Origin of the sequence: Cucumibacter marinus DSM 18995 (genome assembly GCF_000429865.1) — a bacterium.
Taxonomy (GTDB): domain Bacteria; phylum Pseudomonadota; class Alphaproteobacteria; order Rhizobiales; family Devosiaceae; genus Cucumibacter; species Cucumibacter marinus.
The window spans coordinates 168372-185795 of record NZ_KE386978.1 but is presented as its reverse complement, the minus strand read 5'-3'; the positions used below and the strand labels follow the sequence as shown (position 1 = coordinate 185795).

Genomic DNA, 17424 nt, shown 5'->3' with positions numbered 1-17424 from the left:
GCCATGTTTTTCATGAATCGTCGCGACATACTTGTCTTTGCCGGCTTCACCATCCTGGTGCTGACCATGCCGATCTGGCTCACGCCAACCGGTGCGGCCTATCCGGCCCTGATGCAGACTTTCGCCATCTACGGGATCATGGTGATCGGCTTCAATATCCTGTTCGGGCTGACCGGTTACCTGTCATTCGGCCACGCCGCCTTTCTCGGCGTCGGCTCCTATACGGCAGTCTGGTCATTCAAGCTCCTGACGATGAACGCCATCCCCGCGCTCCTGTTCGCGGTGCTGCTTTCCGGCGTGTTCGCCGTGGTCATCGGCTATGTGAGCCTCAGGCGCTCGGGGATCTATTTCTCGATCCTGACCCTCGCTTTTGCCCAGATGTGCTACTCGCTCGCCTATTCGGTGCTCACCCCGATCACCAATGGTGAAACCAGCCTGCAGCTCACTCTGCAGGACCCGCGGGTCATCGACCTGGCATTTACCGAACGCGGCTCCGGCCTGCCGGTGCCCAATCTGTTCGGCCTGCCCATGACGGGCCTGACCGGATTCTATTTCTGCGCGGTGATCCTTGTGCTGGCTTTCTTTCTGGCCCAGCGCATCACCAATTCGCCCTTCGGCATGACCCTCAAGGGGATCAAGTCGAACCAGAACCGGATGGACTATACCGGCTTCAATACGCGGCCCTATACCCTCGCGGCCTTCGTGATCTCGGGCATGTATGCCGGTCTCGCCGGCGGCCTTCTAGCCGTGACCGATCCGCTGGCCGGTGCCGAGCGGATGCAGTGGACGGCCTCGGGCGAAATCGTGCTGATGACCATTCTGGGCGGCGCGGGCACACTGTTCGGCCCGGTGATCGGTGCCTGGCTCGTCAAATATGCCGAGAACATCTTCTCGGCCTTCAACGAAAGCGTGTTGCACAACTTCTTCTCCTTCCTGCCCGACGGGATGGAAGAACCGTTTGTCTGGGTCGCGGCCCTGTTCGTTGGTGAGGGCTGGCACCTCACCCTGGGGCTGCTGTTCATGATCGTCGTGATCTTCCTGCCTGGCGGCATCATGGAAGGGGTGCGCCGTATCGGAACCCTGTTCCGGCGAAGGCCAGACACAAGTGACGGCAGCGCGGTCAGCGCCAAACAGCAACCGGCCGAGTAGGAGCGCACCGATGACGACCAACGACAAGGACATCGTTCTGCACGTTGCCGATGTGCACAAGACCTTCGGCGGCCTGCACGCCTTGAGCGATATCGACCTCCAGGTCGAACAGGGCAAGACCCATGCCATCATTGGCCCCAACGGGGCCGGCAAGTCGACATTGCTCAATGTGTGTGTGGGCCGCCTGGCTCCCACAAGCGGTGCGGTCATCTTCGATGGCCACACCCTCACCGGCAAGAAGCCGCACGAGATCAATCAGGTCGGGGTGGCGCGGGTGTTTCAGACCCCCGAGATCTTTCCCGAACTGAGCGTGTTGCACAATGTGATGGTCCCGGCCTTCGCCAAGCGCGACGGGTCGTTCAGCCTGAATTTCATGCGCCATCTCGACACCCAGTCGGATATCCGCTCGGAGGCTGAAAGCGTGCTCGAGGATGTCGGTCTGGTCGCCCAGAAGGACGTGCACGCCGGCTCGTTGTCCCGCGGGGACAAGCGGCGCATGGAGCTGGCCATGTGTCTCATCCAGCACCCGCGGCTTCTGCTGCTCGATGAGCCGACCGCCGGCATGTCGCGCCACGACACCAATACCACGATCGACCTGTTGAAGCGCATCAAGGAGCGGGGGATGACCAAGATCATCATCGAACATGACATGCATGTCGTGTTTTCGCTGGCCGACAAGATCTCGGTGCTTGCGCAGGGCCGGATCATCGCCGAAGGTTCACCGGAGGAAGTAAGGGCCAATCCCAAGGTGCAGGAAGCGTATCTGGGAGGGGCGCATTGATGAACGCGGTCACCATGCAAGCTGAAACCGAAAACAAAGCCGAGGCAGCCCCCGCCACCGACGCCTTTTTCAGGATCGAGGATGTGCACGCCTATTACGGCGAAAGCTACATCGTGCAGGGCGTGGACTTCAAAGTCGACCATGGCCGGATCCTGGCGCTCCTGGGGCGCAACGGGGCGGGCAAGACCTCAACCTTGAGAACCATTGCGCGAACTGACGACCCCCAGCTGCGCCGTGGCGAAATATGGCTCGATGGCCAGCCGCTCCATACCATGCGCGCGCACCAGGCGGCGCTGGCGGGCGTGCAGCTGGTGCCCGAGGATCGGCGCATCATTTCCGGGCTTACGGTGGAGGAAAACATCGCCCTCGCCCAGGTGGCACCGGGACATGGCTGGGAGCTTGAGCGGATCTATTCTCACTTTCCGCGCCTCGCCGAACGCCGCAAGCAGGAAGGGGTAACCCTGTCCGGCGGCGAGCAGCAGATGCTGGCTATCGCCCGCGCGCTTGCACGGGACGTCAAGCTGTTGCTGCTCGACGAGCCTTATGAGGGGCTGGCCCCCGTGATCGTCCAGGAGATCGAACGGATCCTCCAGGAGATCAAGGCGCTCGGCATCACCACCATCATCGTCGAACAGAACGCGATTGCCGCGCTCAGGCTCGCCGACGATGCCGTCATTCTCGACACCGGCGAGGTTGCCTTTGCCGGCTCCGCCGCCGAAGTGCTCGAGAACAAGGATCTGCGCCAGGAATATCTGGCCGTTTGATCCGCAACCGGCGGGCAGGCCCGCCGGCAGGCAGGGATCGGTGGCACCATCGATGGCCGGCCCGGCGAGATCGGGTTGCCGTCGCCACCACAGTCAAACGGGGTGTCGGGCACGCAGGGGGCGTGCCCTTGGGAGGCCACGGCTTGCGGCATTGCGGCAAGGCGTGGCGTGACTTGGTTTGGGGGGAGACATGGCTCAAACAATTTTTCCCGTACCTGCGGAATGGGCGGCCAACGCCCATATGGACAAGCCCGGATATGAGGCGGCCTATAGGCGCTCGATTGAGGACCCGGACGGGTTCTGGGCCGAGCAGGCCGAGCGGATCGACTGGATCGAACCGCCGACCATTGTCAAGAACACCAGTTTCGACCCGGTCGCGATCAAATGGTTCGAGGACGGGGTTCTCAATGTCGCGGCCAACTGCATCGACCGGCATCTCGATCAGCGCGCCGACCAGCCCGCCATCATCTGGGAGCCCGACGATCCCGAGGACCAGGGCCGCACCCTCACTTATGCGCAATTGCACGAGGAAGTCTCGCGTTGCGCCAATGCACTGAGGCAGCTCGGCGTCGAACGCGGCGACCGGGTCACCATCTATCTGCCCATGATCCCCGAAATCGCCATCGCCATGCTGGCCTGCGCCCGCATCGGCGCGGTGCATTCGGTGGTCTTTGCCGGCTTTTCGCCCGAGGCGCTGGCCGGGCGCATTACCGACTGCGCCTCCCGCATCATCATCACCGCCGATGAGGGCCGGCGCGGCGGCAAGCCGATCGCGCTCAAGGCCAATGTGGACGCCGCCGCGAAACTCGCCGGCATTGTCGATACCATCGTGACGGTCCGCCATACCGGCGGCGAGATCGACTGGGAGGACGGGCGCGATGTGTGGTGGCACGAGGCGATGGACAATGCGCCCGCCGATTGCCCGCCCGAACCCATGGGGGCGGAGGACCCGCTGTTCATTCTCTACACCTCGGGCTCGACCGGCAAACCCAAGGGCATGGTCCACACTTCGGGCGGCTATCTCACTTATATCTCGCTCGCCCACAAGCTGGTCTTCGACTATCACGAGGGCGACATCTACTGGTGCGGGGCGGATCTGGGCTGGATCACCGGGCACAGTTTCACGCTCTATGCGCCGCTTTCGAACGGCGCGACGACCCTGATGTTCGAAGGGGTGCCCAATTACCCTGATGCCTCGCGCTACTGGCAGATCATCGACAAATACCAGGTCAACCAGTTCTTCACCGCCCCGACCGCGATCCGGGCATTGATGGGGGCGGGCGACGACTACGTCACACGCACCTCCCGCGCCTCATTGAAACTCCTGGCCACCGCCGGCGAGCCGATCAACCCGGAAGCCTGGCTGTGGTATTACAATGTGGTCGGCGATGGCCGTTGCCGGGTGATCGACAATTACTGGCAGACCGAGACCGGCGGCATGATGCTGACGCCCCTGCCGGGTGTGACCGATCTCAAGCCGGGCGCCGCGACCCAGCCCTTTTTCGGCATTCAGCCGCAGCTCGTCGATGCCGAGGGCGAGGTGCTCGAAGGCGAGGCCGAGGGAAACCTTGTCATCCTCGACAGCTGGCCGAGCCAGGCGCGCACCATCTACGGCGACCACCAGCGTTTCGTCGATACCTATTTCTCGGCCTACAAAGGCAAATACTTCACCTCCGATGGCTGCAAGCGCGATGCCGACGGCGCCTATTGGATCACGGGCCGGGTCGATGATGTGCTTAATGTATCGGGCCATCGCATGGGCACCGCGGAGATCGAGAGCGCGCTTGTCGCCCATGAACTGGTCGCCGAGGCGGCTGTCGTCGGCGTACCGCACGATATCAAGGGTCAGGGCATATATTGCTATGTCACCCTGATGGCCGGCGCGGACGGAGAGGCCGACCTGACCGGTGAATTGCGCCAATGGGTGAGATCCCAGATCGGCCCCATCGCCACGCCGGATATCATGCAGTTCACCGCGGACCTGCCCAAGACCCGGTCGGGCAAGATCATGCGGCGCATCTTGAGGAAGATCGCGGAGCGCGAATATGGCGCCCTTGGCGATGTGTCGACCCTGGCTGACCCGAGCGTTGTCGACAGGCTGATCGAGGCGCGCAAACAGCTCGACTGACCAACCCCCCGGCCGCTTGCCCCCTCCGGGAGCCGCTGCGAAACGTCCCGATTGGCGGCCGGACCCCGCCCTCGCCTCGGCTTCCTCAAAGGCCCGGGCGAGGGCTTTTCGTTGGTTGGCCCCGGGAATATGGCCGGGCCGGCAAAAGGCGTGATCGAAACGCTATTCGCCCCGATGCACCGCGAACGGGCTGAAGGCCTGGGCGACCGGCATCATCTGCAGCCGGTTGACGTTGAAATGCCGGGGCAGCGTGGTGACCCAGAAGATCGATTCCGCAATGTCCTCGGCGGTCATCGGCGTCATGCCTTCATAGACCTTGTCGGCCGCCTGCTGGTCGCCCTCAAAACGCACCACCGAAAACTCCGTCTCGGTCATGCCCGGCTCGATATTGGTCACCCGCACATTCTTGCCGTTGATGTCGGCCCTCAGCGCCAGCGCGAACTGCTTCACGAAGGCCTTGGTCGCCGCATAGACATTGCCGCCCGGATAGGGGTAGTCGCTGGCTACCGATCCCATGGTGACGATGTGGCCTTCGCCGCGCTCGATCATGCCCGGCAGCAATGCCCTCACGGTCTGAACAAGCCCGGTCACATTGGTGTCGATCATGGTCTGCCAGTCGCTCAAATCGGTCTCGTGCGCTGGCGCCAGACCGAGGGCCAGACCGGCATTGGCAACCACAACATTCACATGGGCAAAGCCCGCAGGCAGCGCATTCACCACCGCCTCGATAGCAGCATTGTCCGATACGTCGAGCTCGGCGATATGGCAGTTTTCGGCTCCAAGCTCTGCCTGCAGCGCTTCCAGCCGCTCGCGGCGGCGCCCGGTCGCGATCACTTTCGCCCCCGCCTGGGCGAAGCGGCGCGCTGTGGCCTCGCCAAAACCCGAGGTGGCCCCGGTGATGAAAACGACAAGCTCGTGAGGATCGAGCATCTGATACATGGGGTGCCTCCACGAAAATGGGATCGGATGGGGTGGCAGCATGCCGCCGCCGCCCGCATTTTGGGGAAAAGCGCCGGCTATTGCCAGTCGAGCACGACCTTGCCGGACTTGCCGTCCGCCGCGATCTCGAAGCCCTTCTGGTAATCGTCGGCCGGCAAGCGGTGGGTGATGACCTTTTCGACGTCGAGGCCGCTTTCGAGCATGGCCAGCATCTTGTGCCAGGTCTCGAACATCTCGCGGCCATAGATGCCCTTGAGCGTGACCATGCGAAAGACGATCTTCGACAGGTCGAACACGAAGGGCCGGGCCGGCACGCCAAGCAGCGCAACACGGCCGCCCATGACGAGGTGGTCGATCATCTGGTTGAGGGCCTGCGGCGCCCCGCTCATCTCGAGCCCGACATCGAAGCCTTCGCGCATGCCGAGCCGGGCCATGACCGCGGCAAGATCATCCTGCTCGATATTGACCGGGGTGACATCAGGGGCGACTTCGCTGGCGAGATGCAGGCGGTCGACATTGACATCGGTGATCACCACATGCCGCGCCCCGGCCTGCCGCGCGACCGCCGCCGACATGATGCCGATCGGCCCCGCCCCGGTGATCAGCACGTCTTCCCCCACCAGATCGAAGGCGAGGGCGGTATGCACCGCATTGCCGAGCGGGTCGAGGATCGCACCCATATCGTCCGACACGCCGTCGGGCAGTTTGACCGCATTGAAGGCAGGGATGACGACATATTCGCCGAAGGCGCCGGGCACATTGACCCCGACTCCCTTGGTATCGGGATCGAGATGATATTTCCCGGCCCGGCTGGCGCGTGAGTTCATGCCCACGAGATGGCCCTCGCCGGTCACCCGGTCGCCGGGCTTGAAGCCGCGCACATCCGAGCCGGTTTCGACAATCTCCCCGGCAAATTCGTGCCCGGTGATCATCGGCACGGGCACGGTGGCCGCCGCCCAGTCGTCCCATTTGTAGATATGCACATCGGTGCCGCAGATCCCGGTCTTGTGGACCTTGATCAACACGTCTTCGGGGCCGGGTTCGGGCATCGGCGCCTCGATCATCCAGATGCCCGGTTCGGCCTTGGTCTTGGCAAGTGCTTTCATGTCTCGGGTCTCCTCAGATCACGCCGATCGCCTTGCCGGCATCGGCAAAGGCGGCAATGGCTTCATCGATATCCGCATCCGTCAGCGCGGCGGACATCTGGGTCCGGATCCGCGCCTTGCCCTGCGGCACCACCGGATAGAAGAACCCGGCGACATAGATGCCGCGCTCATCGAGTGCTTTGGCCATGTCCTGGGCCTTTTGCGCATCATAGAGCATAACCGGGATGATCGGGGTGTCGCCGGGCAAAAGATCGAAACCGGCCTCGCTGAGCCCGGCGCGGAACCTTGTGGTGTGACGCTCAAGCGTGGCGCGCAGATCGTCCGCCTTCTCGGCAATATCGATGGCGACCAGCGACCCGGCGGTCACATTGGGGGTCAGCGCGTTCGAGAACAGGTAGGGCCGGGCGCGCTGGCGCAACAGGTCGATGATCTTCTGGTTCGCGGCGATGAACCCGCCCATACCGCCCCCCAGCGTCTTGCCGAAAGTGCCGGTGATGATGTCGATCCGGTCGCCGGCACCGGTGAGCGTCGGTGTGCCCCGGCCCTTGTCGCCAAGATGCCCTGTGGCATGGCAATCATCGACCAGGATCAAGGCGCCATATTTGTCGGCCAGGGCAGAAATCTCGGTGAGCTTGGCGACATAGCCATCCATCGAAAACACGCCATCGGTGGCGATCAGCTTGAACCGCGCGCCATCGGCTTCGGCCTGTTTGAGTTGGTCCTCGAGCGCATCCATGTCGCTTGTGGGATAGCGATAGCGTTTCGCCTTGCAAAGGCGCACCCCGTCGATGATCGAGGCATGGTTGAGCGCGTCCGAGATGATCGCATCTTCCGGGCCCAAGAGGGTTTCGAACACCCCGCCATTGGCATCGAAGCAGGCCGCGAACAGGATCGCATCGTCCTTGCCGAGATAATCGGCGATGCGCTTTTCAAGCGTCCGGTGCAGGGTCTGGGTGCCGCAGATGAAGCGCACCGAGGCCATGCCGAACCCCCATTCGTCGAGCGCCGAATGGGCCGCTGAAACGATCTCGGGATGATTGGCGAGGCCGAGATAATTATTGGCACACAGATTGATGAATTCGCGTGTGCCCTTGTCCGTCTCGACATTGATGCGCCCGCCTTGAGGCCCGGTCAGCGGGCGCTCGCGCTTGTAGAGCCCCTGGCTTTCAATGTCGGAGAGTATGGCTTCGACGTGACGGTCGAAATCCTGCATATGCTTTGTCCCTTGCCCTGTCCGGCGGCGCCTGTGAGCGCGCGGCCGATGGCGAATCCGTATCCAAAAATTCCGGCTTTGACCACATCATGCCCACAGGCTCGAAAATTGCCCGGCTTGACAATTGGCTACTCTGACAGCAATCTCCCCGCCGTGTCAGCGGGAGAGACCTGCAATAGCAGGCGCCGAAGGAGCAACCGCCCCGGAATCTCTCAGGCAAAAGGACCGTGACACAGCTAACGTCTGGAAAGAGGCGCTCTTGAAGCGTCCGCCGAAGGTGTAATTCTCTCAGGCAAAAATACAGACGGGGCGATCGGAACGGATGGCATGCCGCCATCCGCGGGGAGAGATCGCCAATGCCGCAAGGCACTGCACTCAATGCCAGTTCTGCCGGCCCGCAATTGCCGGGTGGAAAACCTGTGTCCGGCGATGCGGCGAGCAAGCGCAGCGCGTCCGAACGCGTGCAGGCCCCAGCCGGCCCGATCTCCCTTTTCGACATGTTCAAGGTGGGCATCGGTCCGTCCTCCTCCCACACCATGGGACCGATGGTTGCCGCTGCGCGGTTTGCCCACAAGGCAGCCGCGCTTTCTTCCGCCCCGCTCCGCATCGAGGCGCGTGCCCTGGGCTCGCTTGCCTGGACCGGCAAGGGGCATGGCACCGACCGCGCGCTGGCGCTGGGGCTGATGGGCTTCGAGCCCGAAACCGTCGAAATCGACGAGGCCGACCGCGCCCTTGAGATCTCGCGTCAGACCGGCACCCTGCGCTTGCCCGGTGCCGACCGCATCGCCTTCGATTTCGACAGCGATATCGTGCTCGACAAGAAGGACCGCAGCTTCAAGCACCCCAACACCATGCGCTTCGCCGCCTTTGACGGTGAAGGCAATGCGGTGCTTGCCGAGACCTGGCTATCACTGGGTGGTGGCTTTGTCGCCCCCGAGGGTCAGGGCTATGCCGAAACGGCCACGGGTGATCCGGTGGAACTGCCTTTTGGCTTTTCTTCGGGCGCCGAACTCATCGAAATCGGCAAGCGCGAAAACCTCTCGATCGCCGAGATAATGTCTGCCGACGAGGAGGCTGTGCGCAGCCCCCAGGAGGTCGCTTCGGGCATCGATCTGTTGATTGATGTGATGCTCGAGACCGTCGAGCGCGGGCTCAATGCCGAGGGCATCCTGCCCGGCGGGCTGAAAGTACAGCGCCGCGCCAAGACCCTGTTCGCCGAGCTCGAGGCAGGCGCCGCCCGCAATGAGCGCCTGCCCACCGATATCATGGACCACGTGTCCGCCTTCGCCATGGCGGTCAATGAAGAGAATGCGGCCGGGGCGCGGATGGTCACCGCCCCGACCAACGGCGCCGCCGGGGTGTTCCCCGCCGTGTTGCGCTATTACCGGGATTTCTGTGCCGGCGCGGATAGAGAGGGCATGCGCCGCATGCTGCTGACCGCCGCCGCTATCGGATCCATTGTCAAGCTCCGCGCCTCCATCTCCGGAGCGGAAGTCGGCTGTCAGGGCGAAGTCGGCACCGCATCGGCGATGGCAGCCGCGGGGCTTGTCGCTGCTTTGGGCGGCGGCAACGAGAAGTGCGAAAACGCCGCCGAGATCGCCATGGAGCACCATCTGGGGCTCACCTGCGATCCGGTCGGCGGGCTGGTGCAGATCCCCTGCATCGAGCGCAACGCCTTCGGCGCCATCAAGGCGATCAACGCTGCCTCCCTCGCCATGCGCGGCAAGGGCGAACAAAAGGTCCGGTTTGACCAGGTCGTCGAGACCATGCGCCAGACCGGGCTCGATATGCGGGCAAAATACAAGGAAACCTCGAAAGGGGGCCTAGCCCTCAACGTCACCGAGTGCTGAGGCCAGACTATATGACCGATACCGATCTCAAAAAGACCCCGCTCTACGCCGCTCATGCTGCTGCCGGCGCCAAGTTCGTCGGCTTTGCCGGCTACGATATGCCGATCCAGTATCCGCTCGGCGTCCTCAAGGAGCATCTCCATTGCCGGGCAGAAGCCGGACTGTTCGACGTCTCGCATATGGGACAGGCCGAGCTGCACGGGCCGGACGATGAAACGACCTCGGCCTTTCTCGAAAGCCTCGTGCCGGCCGATATCGTCAATCTCGGCGCTGGTAAGCAGCGCTACACCCAGTTGCTCACCGAAGACGGCGGCATCATCGACGATCTGATGGTCTCCAAGCTTCCCGAAGGCGAGGGCAAACCCGGCCAGGTCAATATCGTCGTCAACGCTTCGCGCAAGGACATCGATTATGCCCGCATCGAGGCCAATCTGCCGGACAGCATCACCCTCACCAAGCGCGAAGACCTGGCGCTGATCGCCCTGCAGGGGCCTGCCGCCGAAGCGGTGCTCGCCGAGCTCGCTCCCGAAGTCGCGGACATGGCCTTCATGCAGGTCGCGGTGGTGACCATCGACGGTACCCCGATGACGGTTTCGCGCTCCGGCTATACCGGTGAAGACGGCTACGAGATCTCGGTACCTGCCGACAAGGCGGAAGCACTGTGGAACCGGTTCGCCGCCAGCGACCGGGTCGAGCCTGTCGGGCTTGGCGCGCGGGATTCTCTCAGGCTTGAAGCCGGGCTCTGCCTTTATGGCAATGACATCACCACGACAACGACCCCCATCGAGGCCGGGCTGATCTGGTCGATCCAGAAGCGCCGCCGCGAGGAAGGCGGTTTCCCCGGCGCCGGGATCATCCAGCGCGAAATCGCGACCGGTGCACTCAAGAAGCGCGTCGGCCTTGTGCCCGAAGGCAAGGCGCCGATCCGGGCTGGTGTCGTGCTCTTCGATAGTGAAGAGGCCACCAAGGCTGTCGGTCATGTCACCTCGGGCAGCCCCGGGCCCAATTACGGCGCGCCTGTTGCCATGGGATATGTGATCACCCCGCTCGCAGCCAAGGCCACGGTGCTTTACGCTGAAGTCCGCGGCCGCCGGGTGCCGGTCACCGTGACCCCCATGCCTTTCGTGCCTGCCAATTTCAAACGCTGAACAGCGCAACCAATAACTGAAACTAACGGAATTCGCCCATGACCAGGAAATTCACCGAAGACCATGAATGGATCGACATCGCCGACGGCGTCGCGACGGTCGGCATCACCGACTACGCCCAGGAACAGATGGGCGATGTGGTGTTTGTCGAACTGCCCGAAGCGGGCACTGAAGTGAAAAAAGGCGATGCCATCGCCGTCGTCGAAAGCGTCAAGGTCGCTTCCGATGTCTATGCGCCGCTGACCGGCGAAATCACCGAGGTCAATTCGGGTCTCGGCGACGCCCCCGAGCTCGTCAATAACGAGCCCGAATCCGGTGCCTGGTTCTTCAAGATCAAGCTCGCCGATACCGGTGAGACCGATGCCCTTCTGGATGAAGCCGCTTACAAGGCGCTTCTCGACTAATCACTTTCGGAGTTCTCGTTAATGACCGCGTCCAACACCGCGCCGTCCAATAGTCCCAGCGCTGCCTTCGTCTCCCGGCATATCGGCCCTTCGCCCAATGAAGTCGCCGACATGCTCAAGGAGGTCGGGGCGCATACCCTTGATGCGCTCATCGATGAGACCTTGCCCAAATCCATCCGCCAGAAGAACGCGCTCGAGATCGGCCCCGCTCTCTCCGAGACCGGCGTGATCGCCCATATGAAGGCGATTGCGGGCAAGAACGAGCGGTTCACCTCGCTGATCGGACAGGGTTATCACGGCACGGTGCTGCCGCCGGTGATCAGCCGGAATATCCTCGAAAACCCGGCCTGGTACACCGCCTACACCCCGTATCAGCCGGAGATCAGCCAGGGCCGGCTCGAGGCCCTGATCAACTTCCAGACCGCCATGGCGGATCTGGCCGGGCTCGAGATCGCCAATGCCTCGCTGCTCGACGAAGCGACGGCCGCCGCAGAAGCCATGGCGATGGCGCGACGGGTGTCGAAGAACAAACCCGACACTTTCTTTGTCGATGCCGATACCCACCCCCAGACCATTGCCGTGATCCGCACCCGCGCCGAACCGCTCGGCTGGGACGTGGTCGTGGGCGATCCGGAAACCGAACTGAACCCCGAAGAGGTTTTCGGCGCGCTGCTCAGCTATCCGGGCACTTCGGGCGCTGTGCGCGATCTGACCGGCATCATCAAGGGTCTGAAAGGCGCCGGTGCCGTGGCAGCTGTGGCCGCCGACCCGCTGGCCCTGACGCTTTTGACCTCGCCGGGTGAAATGGGCGCCGATATCGTCATCGGCTCGACCCAGCGCTTTGGCGTTGCCATGGGCTATGGCGGCCCGCACGCCGCCTATATGGCCACGACCGATGCCTTCAAGCGCGTGCTGCCGGGCCGTCTGATCGGGGTGTCCGTCGATGCCCGCGGCAAGCCCGCATACCGGTTGGCGCTGCAGACCCGCGAACAGCATATCCGGCGCGAAAAGGCGACCTCGAACATCTGCACCGCCCAGGTGCTGCTGGCGGTGATCGCTTCGATGTATTGCGTTTATCACGGGCCGGACGGCATCCGCCGCATCGCCCGCGAAGTGCATTCCAGGACCGCCATCCTCGCCGCCGGGCTGAAACAGGCCGGCTTCGCACCGCTCAACGAAACTTTCTTCGACACCCTGACCGTGGGTGCCGGCGACCGGGCTAACGACATTCTCACAGCGGCGCGCAAGTCGCGGATCAATCTCAGGGATTTCGGCGACGGGCGCATCGGCATCGCGCTCGACGAGACCACGACCGATGCGACCATAGAGGCCGTGCTCGCCGCCTTCGGCAGCGATGCCAAGGTGGCCGAACTCGCCGGTGACGCTGGCGAGGGCCTGCCCGCCGACCTCAAGCGGCGCAGCGATTACCTCACGCATCCGGTCTTCCATATGCACCGCTCGGAAACCGATATGCTGCGCTATATGCGCAAGCTTTCGGACAAGGATCTGGCACTCGACCGCGCCATGATCCCCTTGGGCTCCTGCACCATGAAGCTCAACGCCACCACCGAGATGCTGCCGATCACCTGGCCGGAATTCGCCGAGCTGCATCCCTTCGCCCCCGCCGATCAGGCGCTGGGCTACAGTGAGATGTTCGAGGCGCTGTCCGACGCGCTATGCGCGATCACCGGCTATGACGCGATTTCGCTGCAGCCCAATTCGGGCGCCCAGGGCGAATATGCCGGCCTGCTGGCGATCCGTGCCTTTCACCGCGCCAACGGGGAAGGGCACCGCAAGGTCTGCCTTATCCCGTCTTCGGCCCATGGCACCAACCCCGCCTCCGCCCAGATGGCGGGCATGGACGTGGTAATCGTCGCCTGCGATGAGGCGGGAAATGTCGATGTCGCCGATCTCGAAAAGAAGGCCGAGGCCCACAAGGACGACCTCGCCGCGATCATGATCACCTATCCCTCGACCCATGGGGTGTTCGAGGAAGAGATCGTCAAGATCTGTGCCATCGTTCACGACCATGGCGGACAGGTCTATCTCGACGGCGCCAATCTCAACGCCCAGGTCGGCATCGCCCGGCCGGGCAAATATGGCGCCGATGTCTCGCACCTTAACTTGCACAAGACCTTCTGCATTCCCCATGGTGGCGGCGGGCCGGGCATGGGCCCGATCGGGGTGCGCGAACATCTCATCCCCTTCCTGCCCGGGCATCCGGCGCTCGATGGCGGCGACAGCCCGGTCGGGGCCGTTTCCGCGGCGCCTTTCGGTTCGGCGTCGATCCTGCCGATTTCCTATGCCTATGCGAAGATGATGGGCGGCGACGGCCTCAAACGCGCCACCGAAATTGCCATCCTCAATGCCAACTACATCGCCGAGCGGCTGGAGAACCATTTCCCGGTTCTCTATCGCAACGAAAAGCGCCGCGTGGCCCATGAATGCATCATCGATCCGCGCGCCCTCAAGGCGAGCGCCGGCGTGACCGTCGACGACATTGCCAAGCGGCTGATCGATTTCGGCTTCCACGCCCCGACCATGAGCTTCCCGGTACCGGGCACGCTGATGATCGAGCCGACCGAAAGCGAATCCAAGCGCGAGCTCGACCGCTTCATCGACGCCATGATTGCCATTCGTGCGGAGATCGAAGAGGTGGAGAAGGGCAGCTATTCGATCGAGGAAAGCCCGCTGCGCAACGCCCCCCATACGGTCGAGGACATGGCTGAGGACGATTGGACCCGGCCATACAAGCGCTCTCTCGGATGCCTGCCGGGCGGCATGGAAGCGGGGTCCAAATATTTTGCCCCGGTCGGCCGTGTCGACAATGTTTATGGTGACAGGAACCTTGTCTGTTCCTGCCCGCCGCTTGAGGACTATCAGGAGGCAGCGGAGTGAGGAGCGTTGCCGCAGGCAGGATTTGATCCGGTGAATCAAATCGAGCGACGAACACCCTGAGAGCTGTGCTCGAAGGGTCGCAGTGAACACCGAACACCCTGAGAGTGAGGAGTGTTCGGGCAGGCACGACCGAAAGGTCCGGTGGACCTTTCGGAACGAACGAACGCCTTGAGAGCTACGCTCGAAAGGCCGCTCGAAGGGTCAGAACACAGGGCTGAGCCCCAAAAAGTTGCAGACTTTTTGGACAAGGCGAAGCGAAAAAAGAGAGCTTCTCCCGCTCCCATCGGGAGAAAGACCGGGCGTCTGACGTCCGGCAAGAATGGACGTCCCGAGGGGCATACGCCGATAGCGGGGACGCCACAGGATCAGGAAGCTTTTGAATAGGAAGCTTCCTCAATCAGGCTGCGGGGGCGGATCATGCCTATTCACCGTCCCCTTGGCATGCGACCGCACCCGGAGCTTGTCATGCCTAGTCCGCTTCGGGTGCGTCGCTTGTCGGATCAACCGCATTTGGCACCGGTTGGGCAGGCGCGGTAACCGGCTTGGGATCGCTCGGCGCCGTGTCGGCAGGCAATGGCCTGTCGAGCCGCAAATAGAGCACCAGCCCCACAACCACCAGCACCAGCGCACCACTGAGAACGATGGGGCCGAAACCGGCAACTCGCATCAGCCCGCCCTTGGGCGGTTTGGCGCTCAACCAGGCAATTGCGGCGATCAGTGCCGTGACCAGTGCCCCGATCTGCCAGCCGAAAAACACCGTGACCCGGTTAAGCCCGCGGGTGAGCCCGAAATCGGTCGGTGCCGTGACCTGAAAGGCGACGACCGAGATGACCACCAGGATCACCCACAAGATCGCCAGCCCGAATACGATCATTCGCATCATTACTCAGTCCCCCTGCCAATAGCTGCGAAAACCGTTCTGCGTCCAATAGAGCAGAACCGAAGAAGATTCCGCCTTGGCCAGAAGGATCGCATCGCCAACCAGTTCGGGCGGTGCTTCCCCGGTTGCGCCGGTCCCGACCGGCCCACGCGGCACAACCCACCAATCGGTCATCGATTCGAAATAGCCCGGATGCAGTTCGCCGATCTCGGCATCGAACCCGATCAGGCTCAGTTGGTCGCGCCGGCAGATTGCAACGCCGTGCTTCCCGTCTGTATCGCGTACGGCCAGGGCTGCGGCGTCGGGGCGTCCATCCCCGTCAATATCGAGATCGAGGTTGACCGGCTGGGCCCAGCCCTCAAGCCGGTAGAGTGCCGTGAGCCCGCAGGCCCTGAATTGGCCCTCAACCGCCGGTGGCACCGGCATGATATTCGCAGCCTCGGGCCACGAGATACACACGGCGAATTGCGCATAGACCATGCGCGCCTGTTCGCCGGGTTCGAGGTCGGCTAGCCCGAAATCCTGCAGTTCCAGCATCAGCCGTCCCGGCATCGGGCCGGCGGGATCGGTCATCCCGGCATCTGTCGCAAAGGACAAGAAGCGCTGGCTTTGCGGGGCGTTGATCTCGCCAGTATTGGGACCTGAATTGGCGGCATTGCGAAAATGCCAGCCATAGATTTCACGCATATGCGGGGAAATGCGCGGCGGGCTCAGGGCGCTCAAATCCGCCCAGTCCCGGTCCATGACCCGGATGTTCCAGCCTTTCTCGGCCACTTCGAGCACAAAGGTCCAACCCGGCCCGAAGCCGCGATTGAACGCGTTCTTGCCAGCCACTTCACCGGCAAATTGCACGGTGCTGCGCCCTTCGGCAGGCGGGCAATCGAGCGCCAGCGCACCGTGACAAAAAACAACTGCCGCCCAAAGGGCGGCAGCCAGTACCTTTATCGCATGCATTCCCTCATGCCTCAGGCTGGGACCTTCTCAGCCAGAAGAGCATGGAATTCACTGTCGATCCAGCGCCCAAGTGTATTGAGCGTCAGCGCGCCGAGGCCGAGCAGCACCACGGCCATGTTGAGGATCCAGCCCACAAAGGGGATGAAGTGCAACAGCGGCAACAGCGCCAGGCCAATCGCCAGGAACAGAATGCGCGTGCCGCGGTTGATCTCCACTTCGCGGATCAGCAACACGATCCGGCGGACCACCATATAGGCGCCGAGCACATAGGCCACGAGCCAGGCGAGGACGGCAATCACGACCATCACGGGAACCAGGATAAGGCCGATGATCGATGCTGCGAGCACCGGCACCAGACCCACCAGCATGCCGAGCGCCAGAAGCCCGAACAGCATGGATTTGAAGGGCTTGGCTTCCGATATCAGATAGGCGCGATGGGTATTGACCGGGAACAGCAGGATAACGAGCGCGCCGACCACGAACAGGAACAGGAACCCGAACAGCCAGCCCGTGAATTCCGGCCAGAATCCGCGCGTCGCATCCTGTATGATCGACTGCGCATCGCCTGCCGTGGTCCGGACATCCAGCTTGCTGACCGTGACCCGGTCGGCGCTTGCGACACTCTCCGGCACCTCGATTTCATTGGGCGTTTCGATGAGGAGCGTGCCGTCAACCTTGGCGCCATCCCCGAAGCGGATGGAGTTGGCTGCGATCCGAACATCACCGGTGATAGTGCTGTCGAGTTCAACGGTTTCACCCGCCAGCAGCGCCGATCCGCCGACCGGTGCGCCAACGATCACGGTGCTGCCGCCGGCGCGCAGATTGCCTGCAATGCCGTCGCCACGAATGGTGACGGTATTGCCCGCTGCGGTCAGGTCGTCCCCGATCCGCTCGTTCACACTGACCGAGAAACCGGTGAAATAGGCATCACCCAGAACGGTCGAGTTGAGATTGACATTGAAACCCGCCGCATGGGCATCGCCCTGCACGGGGCCGTTTATGGTGACATCGAAGCCGGCAGCGAACACGTCGCCGGGCACCAGCCGCCCGCTATTGGCGTTCTGGCCCGAGGTGTAGAAGTCCTCGCCGAATTCGAGGCTCTCGGCGTTCTGCGCGATGGCGGCGCCGCTCAGCCCGAGCACTGCAAGTCCGGCCAGAACCGCCAAAAGCGGTCCGAGCGCAAATCTTGTCGAAATGAGTTTCATGACGT

Annotated in this window: 14 protein-coding genes and 1 riboswitch; of the genes, 8 read left to right on the top strand and 6 right to left on the bottom strand. The window is 63.0% G+C overall.

Annotation, left to right across the window (positions count from 1 at the left end; translation table 11 throughout):
• Positions 1–3 precede the first annotated feature (3 nt).
• From G489_RS0114215 to acs, 4 genes are all read left to right on the top strand, one after another.
• A complete protein-coding gene (locus tag G489_RS0114215; RefSeq protein WP_029042092.1) occupies positions 4–1149 on the top strand; it encodes a branched-chain amino acid ABC transporter permease in 1146 nt (381 codons plus the stop codon).
• 10 nt (positions 1150–1159) lie between these two features.
• Positions 1160–1930 (top strand): ABC transporter ATP-binding protein, encoded by a 771-nt coding sequence (locus G489_RS0114210; protein ID WP_029042091.1) that lies wholly within the window; start codon positions 1160–1162, stop codon positions 1928–1930.
• Positions 1930–2694 (top strand): ABC transporter ATP-binding protein, encoded by a 765-nt coding sequence (locus G489_RS0114205; RefSeq protein WP_029042090.1) that lies wholly within the window; start codon positions 1930–1932, stop codon positions 2692–2694. Before G489_RS0114210 ends, G489_RS0114205 begins: the two co-directional genes overlap by 1 nt.
• Before the next feature lie 190 nt (positions 2695–2884).
• A complete protein-coding gene (gene acs, locus G489_RS0114200; RefSeq protein ID WP_029042089.1) occupies positions 2885–4822 on the top strand; it encodes an acetate--CoA ligase in 1938 nt (645 codons plus the stop codon).
• 162 nt (positions 4823–4984) lie between these two features.
• Here acs and G489_RS0114195 read toward each other — a convergent pair whose 3' ends face one another.
• The 3 genes from G489_RS0114195 to G489_RS0114185 form a co-directional block, all read right to left on the bottom strand.
• Positions 4985–5761: an SDR family oxidoreductase gene (locus G489_RS0114195; RefSeq protein ID WP_029042088.1), complete on the bottom strand. Its 777-nt coding sequence runs from the start codon at positions 5759–5761 to the stop codon at positions 4985–4987.
• A 77-nt stretch (positions 5762–5838) separates the two neighbouring features.
• A complete protein-coding gene (tdh, locus tag G489_RS0114190; protein ID WP_029042087.1) occupies positions 5839–6867 on the bottom strand; it encodes an L-threonine 3-dehydrogenase in 1029 nt (342 codons plus the stop codon).
• Positions 6868–6880: 13 nt separating this feature from the next.
• A complete protein-coding gene (locus G489_RS0114185; RefSeq protein ID WP_029042086.1) occupies positions 6881–8080 on the bottom strand; it encodes a glycine C-acetyltransferase in 1200 nt (399 codons plus the stop codon).
• Between the two features lie 149 nt (positions 8081–8229).
• Positions 8230–8318, top strand: a riboswitch (glycine riboswitch).
• A gap of 118 nt (positions 8319–8436) precedes the next feature.
• Between G489_RS0114185 and G489_RS0114175 the strand changes: the two genes are divergently transcribed.
• The 4 genes from G489_RS0114175 to gcvP are packed head-to-tail and all read left to right on the top strand — an operon-like array spanning position 8437 to position 14380.
• The gene (locus G489_RS0114175) at positions 8437–9930 is read left to right on the top strand and encodes an L-serine ammonia-lyase (RefSeq protein ID WP_281173318.1); all 1494 of its coding nucleotides are present in this window, start codon (positions 8437–8439) and stop codon (positions 9928–9930) included.
• Between the two features lie 11 nt (positions 9931–9941).
• The gene (gene gcvT / locus G489_RS0114170; protein ID WP_029042084.1) at positions 9942–11078 is read left to right on the top strand and encodes a glycine cleavage system aminomethyltransferase GcvT; all 1137 of its coding nucleotides are present in this window, start codon (positions 9942–9944) and stop codon (positions 11076–11078) included.
• A 38-nt stretch (positions 11079–11116) separates the two neighbouring features.
• Positions 11117–11482: a glycine cleavage system protein GcvH gene (gene gcvH, locus G489_RS0114165; RefSeq protein WP_029042083.1), complete on the top strand. Its 366-nt coding sequence runs from the start codon at positions 11117–11119 to the stop codon at positions 11480–11482.
• Positions 11483–11503: 21 nt separating this feature from the next.
• Positions 11504–14380 carry an aminomethyl-transferring glycine dehydrogenase gene (gene gcvP, locus G489_RS0114160; RefSeq protein WP_029042082.1) on the top strand — a complete coding sequence of 959 codons (2877 nt, stop codon included), beginning with the start codon at positions 11504–11506 and terminating at the stop codon, positions 14378–14380.
• Positions 14381–14849: 469 nt separating this feature from the next.
• On the opposite strand, the gene G489_RS0114155 is transcribed toward gcvP, so the two are convergent.
• Genes G489_RS0114155 through G489_RS0114145 form a run of 3 tightly spaced genes read right to left on the bottom strand, consistent with a single transcriptional unit; the run spans position 14850 to position 17419 of the window.
• Positions 14850–15263, bottom strand: coding sequence for a hypothetical protein (locus G489_RS0114155; protein WP_029042081.1), 414 nt, complete (start codon positions 15261–15263; stop codon positions 14850–14852).
• Between the two features lie 3 nt (positions 15264–15266).
• Positions 15267–16214 (bottom strand): hypothetical protein, encoded by a 948-nt coding sequence (locus tag G489_RS0114150; RefSeq protein ID WP_029042080.1) that lies wholly within the window; start codon positions 16212–16214, stop codon positions 15267–15269.
• Between the two features lie 11 nt (positions 16215–16225).
• Entirely contained in the window at positions 16226–17419 is a 1194-nt protein-coding gene (locus tag G489_RS0114145; RefSeq protein ID WP_029042079.1) for a hypothetical protein, read from the bottom strand.
• Positions 17420–17424 lie beyond the last annotated feature (5 nt).

What these genes read in the sequence shown, in the direction of transcription:
- G489_RS0114215 (WP_029042092.1), top strand. Translation starts at nt 4, where the DNA reads ATGTTTTTCATGAATCGTCGCGACATACTTGTCTTTGCCGGCTTCACC.
- G489_RS0114210 (WP_029042091.1), top strand. Translation starts at nt 1,160, where the DNA reads ATGACGACCAACGACAAGGACATCGTTCTGCACGTTGCCGATGTGCAC.
- G489_RS0114205 (WP_029042090.1), top strand. Translation starts at nt 1,930, where the DNA reads ATGAACGCGGTCACCATGCAAGCTGAAACCGAAAACAAAGCCGAGGCA.
- acs (WP_029042089.1), top strand. Translation starts at nt 2,885, where the DNA reads ATGGCTCAAACAATTTTTCCCGTACCTGCGGAATGGGCGGCCAACGCC.
- G489_RS0114195 (WP_029042088.1), bottom strand. Translation starts at nt 5,761, where the DNA reads ATGTATCAGATGCTCGATCCTCACGAGCTTGTCGTTTTCATCACCGGG.
- tdh (WP_029042087.1), bottom strand. Translation starts at nt 6,867, where the DNA reads ATGAAAGCACTTGCCAAGACCAAGGCCGAACCGGGCATCTGGATGATC.
- G489_RS0114185 (WP_029042086.1), bottom strand. Translation starts at nt 8,080, where the DNA reads ATGCAGGATTTCGACCGTCACGTCGAAGCCATACTCTCCGACATTGAA.
- G489_RS0114175 (WP_281173318.1), top strand. Translation starts at nt 8,437, where the DNA reads ATGCCGCAAGGCACTGCACTCAATGCCAGTTCTGCCGGCCCGCAATTG.
- gcvT (WP_029042084.1), top strand. Translation starts at nt 9,942, where the DNA reads ATGACCGATACCGATCTCAAAAAGACCCCGCTCTACGCCGCTCATGCT.
- gcvH (WP_029042083.1), top strand. Translation starts at nt 11,117, where the DNA reads ATGACCAGGAAATTCACCGAAGACCATGAATGGATCGACATCGCCGAC.
- gcvP (WP_029042082.1), top strand. Translation starts at nt 11,504, where the DNA reads ATGACCGCGTCCAACACCGCGCCGTCCAATAGTCCCAGCGCTGCCTTC.
- G489_RS0114155 (WP_029042081.1), bottom strand. Translation starts at nt 15,263, where the DNA reads ATGATGCGAATGATCGTATTCGGGCTGGCGATCTTGTGGGTGATCCTG.
- G489_RS0114150 (WP_029042080.1), bottom strand. Translation starts at nt 16,214, where the DNA reads ATGCATGCGATAAAGGTACTGGCTGCCGCCCTTTGGGCGGCAGTTGTT.
- G489_RS0114145 (WP_029042079.1), bottom strand. Translation starts at nt 17,419, where the DNA reads ATGAAACTCATTTCGACAAGATTTGCGCTCGGACCGCTTTTGGCGGTT.